Raw genomic sequence first — 12,800 nt, 5'->3', positions numbered from 1 at the left:
CGAGGACGATTTTGCGCTGGCGCTCAGCGAAGCGTGCCGTTCGTCGTCCGCAGTGAATGCACGAAATCGACCACCGCCAGGATCACCACGCCAACCACAATGACGATGAGCGGGATGGCCTTGATCCAAACCACCAGGACTCCAAGGAATGTCATCATAAGCGCGAGGCCGATGAGTCCGGTGATCAGATTGGTCATCGCACTTTCCTTTTCTCCGCGCCGGGAGCCGAGTTCGACCCAGCGCCCGCGATGTTGCGCCGACCGCTGCCACGGGTGCGCCCGATATTCTTGACGAGCCAGTGCGCCGTGCGCAAGAGGCGGGCATCGTTGCCGCGGCGGCCGACGAGCTGGACTCCCAGCGGAAGGCCGGCTTCGGAACGCATCAATGGCAGGCTGATGGCGGGCACACCGAGATAGGTCCAGAGCGTGCAGAAAACCGGGTTGCCGGTCGTTTCAATGCCGGGCGCCGCACCCGGTGCCGCAGGCGTCAGGACGGCGTCGTACTCGTCGAAAATATGGTCCAGAGCCTGGTTGAGTGACGGAATCCCGGCCAGAGCGCTGCAGTAATCCACCGCAAGATGCGCGCGGCCGCGCTCGATTGCCTGGCGTAGACGCGTGCTCAGCTTGTCGCCGCCTCGCTGGTAGTCGCGCCGCAGATTGTGCGCCATGTCAACTTCCATGATGATACCGTGCATATCGACGGCTCTATCGAAGCTCGGCCCAAGCTCGACTTCGCTGCACGCCTCGCCCAGAGCCGCGACAAGCTCAGCGAAGGCCTCACGCGTCACTGGCTCGGCCTGAGCCCAGACCGGAGAGCGCACGAAGGCAAATCGCGGCGGCAACGGCGGCTCGCTCGCCGCTAACGCAGAGAACGGCGGGCGCGCAACAGGTCGCGTGTCCAAATCCTCCCGGTCGAAGTCGACCATGACCTCGGCCAGCAAGGCCACGTCCTCCGCACTGCGCCCGAACACGCCGACATGATCGAGTGTGCGCGACAATTCGAGCGCGCCACTGCGCGGAATGAGGCCATGCGAGGGCTTGAAACCGACCACGCCGCAGAAGGCGGCAGGACGGATCACCGAGCCGTTGGTCTGCGAGCCGATAGCACCTGGCACCATCAGCGCGGCGACGGCCGCGGCGGAGCCCGAGGACGATCCGCCGGGCGTGTGCTTCGGGTTGTGCGGATTTCGGGTCTTGCCCGGATTGTAGTACGCGTACTCAGTGGTCACCGTCTTGCCGAGGATCACCGCGCCGGCCGCCCGCAGACGCGCCACGGCCGCCGCATCGCGACGCGGCGTGCGTCCGGCCCACAGCTCTGATCCGAATTCCGTCGGCATGTCGCCGGTGTCGAATATATCCTTGATGCCTACGGGAACGCCATGCAGCGGGCCTACGGCCTTGCCCTGCTTACGATGATCGTCAGCAGCCTCGGCCTGCCGCATCGCGTGGTCGCGATCAAGAAACGCCCATGCATGGATATCGCGATCGACCTCGTCGATGCGCCTGAGGCAGTCGCCGACGAGCTCCGCCGAACTGAGCCGGCCGTCGCGGATTCCGGCCGCGGCTTCCGTGAGGCCGAGCGCATTGAGACTCATGCGCGGCCTTTCGGCAATTTACCGAGCGCGCTCATCGCGATCCATAGAGATAGGTGGGCAACCACAATGCGATCTCCGGGAAGATGTAAACCAGTGCCATGGTGAAGAAGACCAGGCCGACAAAGGGAAGCGCGCCGGAGAAGATGTCGGTCAGCTTCACCTGAGGCGGCGCCACGCCCTTCAGATAGAAAGCCGCCATCGCAACCGGCGGCGTGTTGAACGCCGTCTGCGTGTTCAGCGCCACCAGGATGCCGAAGAAGATCGGATCAATGCCATACTGGGGAAGCAGCGGCAGGAAGATTGGCACGAAGATGATGATGATCTCGGTCCATTCCAGCGGCCAGCCGAGCAGGAAGATGATCACCTGGGTCAACAGCAGGAACCCGATCGGCGACAAGTTCATCGCGGCGAAGAACTGCTCGACCACGGTCTGTCCGCCAAGGACAGCAAACACCGCGGAGAACGTCCACGACCCGATGAACAGGTAACAGACCATCGCGGTCGCACGCACGGTCAGATAGACCGATTCGCGCATCATCGTGAAGTTGAGCGAACGATAGGCGGCGGCCAGAACGATGCTCATGAGCGCGCCCACCGCGGCCGCCTCCGATGGCGTCGCCAGGCCGAACAGGATTGCGCCGAGCACCGAAACGATCAGCAACGCCAGCGGCAGGAACGATGTGGCGAGCGCCCAGATCACCGTGCCGAGCGGCACGTTGGTCTGCTCGGGCGGCAGCTTCGGCGCGAGCGCGGGATTGATGATCGCGCGCGTCATCGCATAGAGGACGTAGAGCCCGGCCAGCAAGAACCCCGGAAAGAAAGCGGCCGCATAAAGCTTGACCGCCGAAACGCCGGCGGTCGCCGCATAGACGATCAGCAGAATGCTCGGCGGAATCAGGATGCCGAGGCAGCCGCCGGCGCAGACGACGCCTGCCGACAGCTTGACGTCGTAACCGGCGCGCAGCATCGCCGGCAAGGCCAGCAGGCCCATCAGCGTGACAACCGCGCCGACGATGCCGGTGGCGGTCGCGAACATCGCGCAGGTGATCAGGGTTGCCACCGCCAGCGCGCCCGGCACGTTCTTCATCGACAACTGCAGCGAGTAGAACAGGCGGTCGAGAATGTTTGCGCGCTCGATCAAATAGCCCATGAACAGAAACAGCGGAACCGCAACCAGCACATCGCTGGATGTGACCTCGAACGTCTTCTGCACCAGAAGCGTGAAGATGCGGTTCTGGAAGAAGTCCTGACCGGGGGTGTAGTAGGCATAGTAGCCGAACGAGACGCCCATCGCCATCAGCGTGAATGCGATCGGGAAGCCGAGCATGATGATGAAGATGAAGAGGCCCAGCATCAGCATGCCGAGTTGAGGATCGGTCATGCGCCTGGTCCCTTCTCGCGCTGCGGCTCGGCCGCGTGCTGCTGATGTTCGCGGATGACGAGGCTCTCGGTCTCTTCCACGTCGTGCAGGCGTTGCGGCCATCGGCCGGTGCGGATGCAGAGCACACAGCGAATGATTTCAGCGAACCCTTGCAGGAACAGAAGGAAACCGGTGAGAGGGATCAGCGCCTTCAGCGGAAACACCGGCACGCCGGCCGGACTGAAGATACTGACTTCGCGGAAGCGCACCGACATCTGGGCGTAGTTCCAGCCCGAGTACATCAGCGCGGCAATCGCCGGCAGGAAGAACAGGATGTACAGGACGAGGTCCATCGTCGCCTGGGTGCGCGGCGACCAGAGGCGGTAGACCACGTCGGCGCGCACATGGCCGTTGCGCGAGAGCGTATAGGCGCCGGCCATCAGGAACATCGCGCCATAGGTGATGTAGCTGATGTCGAAAGCCCAGGTGGTCGGCGCACGCAGCACGTAGCGCACGAACACCTCGTAGCTGACACTGAGGGTGAGGACGAGAATCAGCCAGGCGAACGCCTTGCCGACCCACGTGCTGAGCTCATCGATGAAGAACAGGAATTTCGTCATGCGAGCTGAACTCGCTGCGAGCAGTACATCCGGATGTCCCCCCTCCCAACTCGTGGGCGGCGCTTCAATTGCGCCGCCCCTCACGATACGGCCTCACGCGATGCGCCGCGACAGCCGTCACACCTTGAGCACGCCCGGGAAGTGATGCTCGAAGGCGCCGCGGTAGTCCGTCGCGTTGTTCATGTTGTAGTAAACCACGCGGCGCACCCAGGCCTTCTGCGAGTCCATCACCTTCTTCATGAACGGATCCGCGCCGAGCTGGGCGATCAGACCGTCCCACGCCTTGATCTGCGCGTCGAACACCGACTTCGGCGTCCGCTGGACGTTGACCTTGTCCTTGTTGATTAGCTCCTGCAGGTCCTTGGAATAATAGTCCATGCCTTTCCATTCGTTGGCGGAGGAAGCAGCTTCGGCGGCGTATTGCAGGATCGCCTGCTGTTCCTTCGGCAGCGCGTTGAATTTGGTCCGGTTGAACATGATCTCGAAATATTCCGTTGCCTGATGGTGGCTGCCCATCATGTAGTTCTTGGCGACATCCTGTGCGCCGAAGCGCCGGTCCGAAGTCGGATTGTTGAACTCGAACCCGTCGATCACGCCGCGCTCCATCGCGGGCACGATCTCGCCGCCGGGTAGCTGCGCGACGGATGCACCCATCGCCTGGAAGAGATCGGCGGCAAGACCCACCGTGCGATACTTCAAGCCCTTGAGATCAGCGTCGCTGGTGATGGGCTTCTTGAACCAGCCGAGCGGCTGGGTCGGCATCGGCATGGCGAAGAAGCTCTTGATGTTGACGTTCATGATCTGAGTCTGGAGTTCCTCAAACAGCTCCTTGCCGCCGCCGTTGTGGATCCAGCCGAGGCCTTCGTTGGCGTTGAAGCCGAACACGGGACCTGTCCCGAACAGCGAGGCTGCCTTGTGTTTGCCGTACCAGTAGACCGTCACCGTGTGTGCCGCATCGATCTGGCCGCCATGAACGCCGTCGAACACCTGGAACGGATGCACGACCGAGCCGCCGACCAGATAGTCTACGCGGAGCCGGCCTCCGGCCATCTCGTTGACGCGCTTCACATAGTCTTCTGCCATCTCGTTGAAGACATCGGCCTTGCCCCACGAGCCCTGCATCTTCATGGTCACTGTCTGCGCCCGGCTGACCTGCGGCATGGCGATTGCAGCAGCGCCGGTCGCGCCGGCGGCCAGCAAGAATTTGCGACGAGTCGTTCTGGTCTTTTCAGACTTTGCAGTCATGGACGTCCTCCCTGGCGGCCTGGTTGTTTGACGCGCTTCGGTACGCTTCGTTTTTAACCGCTGGGGGTATGCCGCATTCCAGCGACTTTGATCACAGTCTGGACGCATTGCCGGCATCCGACAAGCTGCGCGATGTCGCATTTTGGAGGACGGCGAGCGTTTGGTTTGCAGGAGTCGCATAGCCGTCGTGTGTCGCAGCGCAGCAAACATGCTGACGTTATGTCAGACTTCGGGAAGCTGCGTGCACCGCCGAAGAGAAGCTGGCAGCGCGGCAGACGGGACGGAAGGGTTGGCCGACCAGTTCTCCCCGACGGCTCGAATCCCTCAGTGCCGGATATTCTCGATGTTCGTGCCGAGCGCGCGGTCGCTAGCGCTGCGATCCGCGACGCCGGGCCAGTTGGTGCAGCACCGTGTCGACGGCCGGCACCGCTCCGGTCTCGCGCAGCCATGTTTCGGCCAATGCCCTCAATTCGCCGGGGGGCAGGCCGAACTTGCGGCGGAATGCGCGAATGAAGGTGGAATCACTGCTGAAGCGCATGTCGACGGCGAGCTCGATCAGACGGCCGTCCTGCGCGGACGGCGATATCAATCGCCGAAACGCGAGATTGAGCCGCTGCTCCCGCACATATTGAGCAAGCCCGCCCTCCGCCTCGAACAGCCGGTAGAGGGTCGCGCGCGAGATATGGAAGTGGCGGCAGAGCTCTTCGCTGGTGAGCGCCTCGGTTTCGAGATTGTTCGCGATGCGGCGCTTGATCATCGTGAGGTAAAGGTGCCGCTCGGCGCGCTCGAGCCCCGCGACGATTTCGGCCGTCCCGCCGGCGGCGGCCGCCACGAGATCGGCGATCGCCTCGACCGTGGCTTCGGCATGGCCGGTCGCAGTATCGGTCTCGGAAGGCAGGGCAAGTGCGCCGTAGTGGCTGGCGAGCAGGCGTGCATGAGGGTTGTCCGACAGCAGCAGGGTTGCCGTCGCCGCATCCGGATGCGCAAGCCGCGGCGCCAGCATCGCGCGCTGCAGGACGATCGTCATGAGATGGGTGCGGCCGCCCGCGCCGAGCAGCGCGGTCCGGTTCGGTTGCGCCATGTCGATGAGAACGATGTCGCCGGGCCGCAGCGTTACCTCGCGCCGGCCCGAGCTGAACCGCATCTCGCCCTCGACGCAGAGTGTGATCTGAAAATGATCCATGACGCCGCGGGCGACGTGCGCGGGCGTGCGGTCATAATCCTGGTCGGTGGCACGCGTGTCGATCAGCAACGCGTTGCGGGTCATCCTTGTCACCGTGGTGACATGGAATTCGTCCTCCGCGGTGCGGGGAATGACCTCGCAAATGTCGACCGTCATGGCCCGCAAGTGCGCGAGCGCCTCCGGACCGCGCCCGGGATTGTCCGCCGCAGTGCTTCCGTTCAACGCAGTCCTGTCCACATCCCCTCGCGATGCGGAGACCGCATGCAACTGATTTCCTGAGATCGGCGGCAGGCCGATGTCGGGTCTGGATGTAGCCATTCGGAAATCTGTGCGCAAGCGAGAGCCGGATTGTACGGATTGAGCTATGCAACTTATCTGAGATCCGCATAGATTTTGTCTTGCTGAGACGCTGGGCACATCACCCGGCGTGCCGTCCTGTTAGAGATTCTCCCGTCTCTGGAATGCGAGCGCGCGATGCGGGGACACATCGTCGGAATGGGGTTACCGCGTGGGGTCAATGGAAATTGGGGGCGCTGGTCGTTGGCGACGACGTCGACGCAGATTCCGTCATCCCCGGACAATGAGATGTTGCGGGATGCTCGTCATCCTGGTCCTGCCGTATCTCGGCTCGACCTCCGCCAGCCGGGCGCAGATCGACAATTACGGCATCTGGACCGCACTCAACAGCACGCCGGGGCAGGTGATCGAGTTCGGTACGCTGAGCAACGCTCCGATCGGGTCCGCGATTGCGACCAGCGCATACCCTCACAGCGCAGTGTTTTCGGCCGATGGCCGCTTCGCCTATGTCGTTGCCATGTCCGGTGCGGTGGACGTCATCGACGTCGTCGGCCGGACGGTTGTCGCGACCATAGCCGTCGGCGGATCGCTGGCAGGATTGGCGCTCAGCCCTGATGGCTCGAGCCTCTACGTGTCGTCCTCATCGGCCAATTCGGTCACCGTGATTTCAACCGTGACCAATCTCGTGGTCGGCTCCCCCATCGCGGTTGGAGTACTCCCTTACGGAGTTGCCGTCTCGCCCGACGGGACCCGGGTCTATGTCGCCAACGAGAACACCGGAAGCGTTTCGATCATCGACGCCGCGTCGAAAACCGTCATCGGCACGGTCGCGGTCGGAAGCGCCCCTTCCGGCATCACAGTGTCTCCGGACGGAAGCCGCATCTACGTGGCCAATCAAAGCAGTGGCAGCGTCACGGTGATCGATGCGGCGTCGCAATCGGTGGTTACGACGGTTTCGGTCTCCGGCGCCCCCCTGAGCGTCGCGGTCAGCCCAGACGGGTCGCGAATCTATGTAACGACGCAGTCCAACCAGCTCGTGGTGATCAATGCACTGACGAACACCGTCACGGCAAACGTAGCCCTGTCCAGCCAGAGCGTCGGAGTGACCGTGACGCCCGACGGAAGTCGGGCCTACATCACCACCGGCCTCGGGTTTTACGTGCTGGATACGGCCACGAACACGATCGTATCCTCCCCCTCCATACCGATCACGGACAATGGCACTTCGGGAACGGCTTTCATTGGACCGAACGTCATCGTTGCGGCGGGTGGGGCGGTCTCGGCTGGCAGCGACGCCGCGCTCTCGGTGCTGGGTTTCGGGCAATACGTCAATTTCAACGGCGGTGCGCTGCGCTTCACGGCGGCTTTCAGCACCGCGCGGACGATTTCACTGCTGGCGGGCGGCGGCACGATCGACACCAACGGCTTCAATGCGACGTTATCCGGACAGATCATCAATACGGGATCCCTGACCAAGACGGGGCTGGGCACTCTGACGCTGACCGGAGCCAACACCTACAGCGGCGGGACCTTCGTCAACGGCGGTACGCTGGCCTTGAACGGCGCCGGCACGCTCGGCGGCGCCGGCGGGACGACTACGGTCAACAGCGGTGCCACGCTCGATCTGGGCGGCACGACACAGATCCAGAGCGCGGTCAGCCTCAGCGGCGGCACGATCCGCAACGGCGATCTGAACGCGCCCATCTCGTCGACCGGAGGCGTCCTCAACGGCATCGGCGGTGCCGCGAGCCTGACGACGACGGCCGGCTTCACCATGCTGCTCGGCAACAACGGCTATACCGGAGCCACGACCGTGAATGGCGGCGTGCTCGACGTCGAAGGAACGATAACCGGCACCTCTTCAGTCACGGTGAATGCCGGTGGTGTGCTGATGGGATCGGGCACGATCGATCCGCTGTTGGTGACGATTGCCGGCGGTGGCACCTTCGCGCCCGGCAATGGCACACCCGGCAGCGTCACGAGCATCGTCGGCGATCTCGCCCTGCAATCGGGCGCGATCTATCAGGTCCAGGTCAATCCGTCGACGGCGTCCTCCGCGAGCGTATCTGGCACCGCGACTCTCGGCAGCGCCACCGTGAACGCCGTGTTTGCGGCCGGCAGCTATATCGAGAAGAGATACACCATCCTCAGCGCGGGTGGCGGCCTCTCCGGCACCTTTGCCTCGACGGTTGCCAGCAGCAATCTTCCGACGAACTTCAAGACCGATCTCAGCTATGATGCGAACAATGCCTATCTCGACCTGTCGCTGGCCTTCGTCCCGACGCCGGCTTCCGGTCTGAACGGCAATCAGCAGGCGGTGGCGAATGCACTGGTCCATTCCTTCGACGTCAACGGCGGCATTCCGCTGATCTACGGCCGCATGACGGCGGCCGGGCTGACGCAAGCCTCCGGCGAACAAGGCACGGCCACGCAGCAGACGACGATCAGCGCGATGAGTCAGTTCATGGGCCTGCTCACCGACCCCTTCGCGCAACGGGAGGGCGGGCCGGGTCCGGTGAACCGTGCGACTGGATTTGCCGAAGACATTGGGTCGAGCGTTTACGCCGCACGCCAGCGCACCGACGCATTCGCCATGTTCGCCAAGGCGCCGGCGCAGAGATTTGCGCAGCGATGGAGCGTGTGGGCGGCAGGCTTCGGCGGATCGCAGTCGACCCATGGCAATGCGACGGACGGCTCCAACGACATGACGAACCGCATCGCGGGCACCGCGGTCGGCGCGGACTATTGGCTCGCGCCGAACACGAAGCTGGGCTTCGCGCTCGCCGGCGGCGGCACCGGCTTCGATGTGACCGGTCTCGGCTCCGGTCGCTCCGACCTGTTCCAGGCCGGCGCCTATCTGTACCACGCGAACGGCCCGGCCTACGTCTCCGCCGCGCTGGCCTATGGCTGGCAGAACATCACCACCGATCGCACTGTGACGGTCGCCGGCACCGATCGCCTGCACGCCTCCTTCGACGCCAATGCGTATTCCGGCCGTCTCGAAGGCGGCTACCGCCTGGTCGTGTCATGGATCGGCGGAATTGGTTTCACGCCTTACGGCGCGATACAGTTCACGACGCTGGATCTTCCCGGATATGCCGAGCAGGCCGTCTCCGGCTCGTCGGCATTCGCCTTGAGCTACGCCGCGAAAAGCGTGACCGACAGCCGCAGCGAGCTCGGCCTGCGCGCCGACAGGTCCTTTGCGACGCAGGACGGCGTGCTGGCCCTGCGCGGCCGTGTTGCCTGGGCGCATGATTTCAATCCGGATCGTGCGGCCGCCGCGACCTTTCAGGCGTTGCCGCTCGCAAGCTTCGTCATCAACGGCGCAGCGCAGGCGCGCGACGCCGCGCTCACCACGACTTCGGTCGAGATGAAATGGACGAACGGCTGGTCGGCGGCGGCCACGTTCGAAGGCGAGTTCTCGAATGTGACGCGCTCCTACGCCGGCAAAGGCAGCATCCGTTACGCTTGGTGACGCACCTCACTCTTCCAGCGTGAAGCCGACGCGCAACGTTACCTGATAGTGGCCGACAGTGCCGTTCTCGATATGACCACGAGTCTGCACCACCTCGAACCACTTCATCTCGCGAATGGTCTTCGATGCCCGGCTGATCGCATTCTTGATCGCGTCCTCGATAGAGGTTTCGGACGATCCGACCAGGTCCAGGATCTTGTAGACATGGTCTTTCTCAGCTGCGGACATGATGGCCTCCCTCGGTTGCGCTGCGGCATGCGCGGGCGCGCGTGCTCCCATTTGAACGAGCGCCAGGCGGTCCGGTTCCGTCCTCCGTGATGGCGCGCATGCGCCAGCCGAGGTGGAGCAGCCGGCGCCGGCCTGCTAAGCGCTATCGATGGATTCGGCGCAACGCGACAGGACGATCGGCTCTCTCTGCCTCTGCGTGACGGCCTCCGGCTGGGCGTTGAACTGGCCGCTGATGAAGCTGCTGCTCCAGCAATGGCCGCCCCTGTTCGCGCGCGGTCTTGCGGGCGTTTGCGCCTCGCTCATTCTCGGCGCTCTGGTGCTGAGTCGGAAGGAATCGTTCGCCGTTCCGCGCGAGGCGGTCCCGCGGCTGCTGTTTGCGACCTTCACCAACGTCTTTGCCTGGATGGGTCTCGGCACGGTCGCGATGAAATATGTGACGGTGAGCGAGGGCGCTCTGCTCGCCTATACGATGCCGATCTGGGCGATGCTGTTCGCCTGGCCGGTGCTGCACACGCGGCCGGCCGCAAGGGACATCTTCGGGCTCGTCCTCGGCGTTGCCGGCGTCACGCTGCTCCTGAGCGGCAACGGCTTCGCGTTCGGCGCCGACAAGCTGCTGGGCATCGTGCTGGCGCTGCTCTGCGCCATCCTGTTCGCGCTCGGGAACGTGCTCAACCGCAAGCCGCTGCCGATGCCGCCGCTGGTCGTCGTCGCCTGGCAGGTCGGGCTCGGCTGCGCCACGATGCTGATCCTCGGCGTCTCGTTCGAGCGTCCAGACGTCACCGCGATTACCCCGCTGGGGCTCGGCTGCTTCGTCTACATGACGCTGGTGCCGATGGGCATCTGCTACGTCACCTGGTTCGAGACGCTGCGTCGTCTGCCGCCGACCACGGCCTCGACCGGCATGTTGATCGTGCCCGTGATCGGTGTGGTGTCCGCCGCCATCATTTTGGGCGAGCCGCTGGGCCTGCGTGAATGGACGGCGATGGCGCTCACGCTCGGCGGCGTGACACTCGCCCTGCAGCGGGGGTAATGCGAGGAGGCTCGCCTTACGGGTCCAGCTCCGTATCCCAGTACAGATAGTCGAGCCAGCTGTCGTGCAGGTAATTCGGCGGGAAGAGACGGCCGTTGCGATGGAGCTGGTGCACGGTGGGCGCGAACGCGCTCTGGCGCGGAAACATCTTGGCCTGTGCCGGGGTGAGATTGCCCTTGCGCAGGTTACACGGCGAGCAGGCCGCGACCACGTTCTCCCAGGTGGTCTGGCCGCCTTTGCTGCGCGGGACGATGTGATCGAAGGTGAGGTCTTCAGGCGAGCCGCAATATTGGCAGGCGAAACGGTCGCGCAGGAAGACGTTGAACCGGGTGAAGGCGGGATGGGTGGTCGGCTTGACGAAGGACTTGAGCGAGACGACGCTCGGCAGCTGCATCTCCAGCGTTGGACTTCGCACCGCCTGATCGTAGTGCGCAACGATGTTGACGCGGTCGAGGAACACCGCCTTGATCGCGTCCTGCCACGACCACAACGACAGTGGGTAATAACTCAGCGGCCGGAAGTCCGCATTCAGCACCAACACCGGCCAACTGCCTTGCGAGACATGTGCGTTCAAGTAACGCTCCCGGCCTCCAATGTACGCTGCGAAGCAGCATGTAGTGACATACTACATGCTGCGTGACGGGATTGTGAAGCCCGTTGAGCGCCTTATTCAAGCGCGAGCAATGCGGCAGCGGGGTGGCAAGCTGGCTCAAAAAGCCGCGATCCCGGCGCGCCCGGACCCGCCTCCGGCTTGCGGGGGGCCTTGCCGTGGCAGCTACTCCCGTACCCTCTCCAGCTTCTGCAGGCAGCGCGTCGTGCGCACCGCGGCCGGCATCTCCTCGTCTGGAAAGCTGCTCTCCCAGTTGGTGACGCCGACCTCGCCGACATAAATGTCGCCCCTCGAGTCCAGCGCGATCCCGTGCGGCGCGAGGAATTTGCCGCTGACGACGCCCGGGCCCTCCTCGCCGCCAAGCCGCGCAATGCGATTCCCCCTGGCGTCCACGATCGACAGCCGCGGGCCGAGATTCGGCACATTACGGTTGATGGCGAGGCCGGGGCCGAGCTCGCCGATCACGAAGGTCGGGCTCTTGCCGCCGCAGCAGCACAGCGCACAGGGCCGGTGCAGATTGTTCCATTGCGTCTCGTACTTGCCCTCGCCGTCGAACACCTGCACGCGGTGGTTCTCGCGGTCGGCGACATAGACCCAGCCGTCGGCGTCGGTGGCAATATTGTGCACGATGTTGAACTGCCCGGGATCGGTGCCGGGCTCGCCCCAGCTCTTGAGCAGCTTGCCGTCGGGGGTGAACTTGTGCACACGCGCATTGCCGTAGCCGTCGGAGACGTAGATATCGCCCTTCGGGGACAGCGCGGTGTGGGTGCAGCGGTGGAACGGCTCGCCGCTCATGAATGGCGCCGGTTTTGCGGGAATGCCGATCGTGAGCAGCACCTTGCCGTCGGTGGTGCATTTGCGCACGGTGTGGTCGCCGTCATCGGTGCAATAGAGATTGTCGTCGGCATCGATGTGCAGGCCATGCGCGCGGGAGAACAGTCCTTCGCCCCAGCTGCGCAGGAAATTGCCGTCGCGGTCCAGCACCACCATCGGATGGGCGCCGCGGTTGAAGACGTAGATGAGGTCTTTGCTGTCGACCGCGACCGAGGCGACGTCGGTCAGCTGCCAACCGTCGGGCAGTTTCGCGAAGTTTTCGACGACGCGGTACCGGTGCTCGCCGCTGCCGAGAATGGCTGGCATCAAGTTCTCTCCTTCTGT

The 12,800-nt window shown here is 64.1% G+C and carries 11 protein-coding genes; 2 read left to right on the top strand and 9 right to left on the bottom strand.

What is annotated here, in order from left to right; all coding sequences use genetic code 11:
* Nucleotides 1–23 precede the first annotated feature (23 nt).
* The 6 genes from ACYCVF_RS22750 to ACYCVF_RS22725 form a co-directional block, all read right to left on the bottom strand.
* Nucleotides 24–197, bottom strand: a complete 174-nt coding sequence (locus ACYCVF_RS22750) for a hypothetical protein (RefSeq protein WP_459600447.1) — start codon at nucleotides 195–197, stop codon at nucleotides 24–26.
* A complete protein-coding gene (locus ACYCVF_RS22745; RefSeq protein WP_459600445.1) occupies nucleotides 194–1,594 on the bottom strand; it encodes an amidase in 1,401 nt (466 codons plus the stop codon). Before ACYCVF_RS22745 ends, ACYCVF_RS22750 begins: the two co-directional genes overlap by 4 nt.
* Before the next feature lie 31 nt (nucleotides 1,595–1,625).
* Nucleotides 1,626–2,975 (bottom strand): TRAP transporter large permease, encoded by a 1,350-nt coding sequence (locus ACYCVF_RS22740; RefSeq protein ID WP_459600443.1) that lies wholly within the window; start codon nucleotides 2,973–2,975, stop codon nucleotides 1,626–1,628.
* Nucleotides 2,972–3,574: a TRAP transporter small permease subunit gene (locus ACYCVF_RS22735; RefSeq protein ID WP_459600441.1), complete on the bottom strand. Its 603-nt coding sequence runs from the start codon at nucleotides 3,572–3,574 to the stop codon at nucleotides 2,972–2,974. Before ACYCVF_RS22735 ends, ACYCVF_RS22740 begins: the two co-directional genes overlap by 4 nt.
* 117 nt (nucleotides 3,575–3,691) lie before the next feature.
* On the bottom strand, nucleotides 3,692–4,819 hold the full coding sequence (locus tag ACYCVF_RS22730; RefSeq protein ID WP_459600439.1) for a TRAP transporter substrate-binding protein: 1,128 nt from the start codon (nucleotides 4,817–4,819) through the stop codon (nucleotides 3,692–3,694).
* Between the two features lie 367 nt (nucleotides 4,820–5,186).
* Nucleotides 5,187–6,224 (bottom strand): helix-turn-helix domain-containing protein, encoded by a 1,038-nt coding sequence (locus ACYCVF_RS22725; protein ID WP_459600437.1) that lies wholly within the window; start codon nucleotides 6,222–6,224, stop codon nucleotides 5,187–5,189.
* A gap of 373 nt (nucleotides 6,225–6,597) precedes the next feature.
* Between ACYCVF_RS22725 and ACYCVF_RS22720 the strand changes: the two genes are divergently transcribed.
* Nucleotides 6,598–9,774 carry an autotransporter domain-containing protein gene (locus tag ACYCVF_RS22720; RefSeq protein ID WP_459600435.1) on the top strand — a complete coding sequence of 1,059 codons (3,177 nt, stop codon included), beginning with the start codon at nucleotides 6,598–6,600 and terminating at the stop codon, nucleotides 9,772–9,774.
* A gap of 6 nt (nucleotides 9,775–9,780) precedes the next feature.
* Here the strand turns inward: ACYCVF_RS22720 and ACYCVF_RS22715 are convergent, their stop codons facing one another.
* Nucleotides 9,781–10,002: a dodecin gene (locus ACYCVF_RS22715; protein WP_459600433.1), complete on the bottom strand. Its 222-nt coding sequence runs from the start codon at nucleotides 10,000–10,002 to the stop codon at nucleotides 9,781–9,783.
* Between the two features lie 148 nt (nucleotides 10,003–10,150).
* On the opposite strand from ACYCVF_RS22715, the gene ACYCVF_RS22710 reads away from it, so the two are divergent.
* A complete protein-coding gene (locus ACYCVF_RS22710; RefSeq protein WP_459600431.1) occupies nucleotides 10,151–11,032 on the top strand; it encodes a DMT family transporter in 882 nt (293 codons plus the stop codon).
* Nucleotides 11,033–11,048: 16 nt separating this feature from the next.
* Here ACYCVF_RS22710 and ACYCVF_RS22705 read toward each other — a convergent pair whose 3' ends face one another.
* Complete coding sequence (locus tag ACYCVF_RS22705; protein ID WP_459600429.1) at nucleotides 11,049–11,606, bottom strand: HNH endonuclease; 558 nt, start codon at nucleotides 11,604–11,606, stop codon at nucleotides 11,049–11,051.
* Nucleotides 11,607–11,807: 201 nt separating this feature from the next.
* Nucleotides 11,808–12,782: a peptidyl-alpha-hydroxyglycine alpha-amidating lyase family protein gene (locus tag ACYCVF_RS22700; protein WP_459600427.1), complete on the bottom strand. Its 975-nt coding sequence runs from the start codon at nucleotides 12,780–12,782 to the stop codon at nucleotides 11,808–11,810.
* Between the last annotated feature and the right edge of the window lie 18 nt (nucleotides 12,783–12,800).

The sequence above is a fragment of the Bradyrhizobium cedriense genome, from assembly GCF_054602315.1.
The sequence above is the reverse complement of the archived record's forward strand: the minus strand, read 5'-3'. Positions and strand labels throughout refer to the sequence as shown.

Bases quoted from the DNA above. Each gene is read 5' to 3' on its own strand.
- ACYCVF_RS22750 (WP_459600447.1), bottom strand. From the start codon at position 197: ATGACCAATCTGATCACCGGACTCATCGGCCTCGCGCTTATGATGACA.
- ACYCVF_RS22745 (WP_459600445.1), bottom strand. From the start codon at position 1,594: ATGAGTCTCAATGCGCTCGGCCTCACGGAAGCCGCGGCCGGAATCCGC.
- ACYCVF_RS22740 (WP_459600443.1), bottom strand. From the start codon at position 2,975: ATGACCGATCCTCAACTCGGCATGCTGATGCTGGGCCTCTTCATCTTC.
- ACYCVF_RS22735 (WP_459600441.1), bottom strand. From the start codon at position 3,574: ATGACGAAATTCCTGTTCTTCATCGATGAGCTCAGCACGTGGGTCGGC.
- ACYCVF_RS22730 (WP_459600439.1), bottom strand. From the start codon at position 4,819: ATGACTGCAAAGTCTGAAAAGACCAGAACGACTCGTCGCAAATTCTTG.
- ACYCVF_RS22720 (WP_459600435.1), top strand. From the start codon at position 6,598: ATGCTCGTCATCCTGGTCCTGCCGTATCTCGGCTCGACCTCCGCCAGC.
- ACYCVF_RS22715 (WP_459600433.1), bottom strand. From the start codon at position 10,002: ATGTCCGCAGCTGAGAAAGACCATGTCTACAAGATCCTGGACCTGGTC.
- ACYCVF_RS22710 (WP_459600431.1), top strand. From the start codon at position 10,151: ATGGATTCGGCGCAACGCGACAGGACGATCGGCTCTCTCTGCCTCTGC.
- ACYCVF_RS22700 (WP_459600427.1), bottom strand. From the start codon at position 12,782: ATGCCAGCCATTCTCGGCAGCGGCGAGCACCGGTACCGCGTCGTCGAA.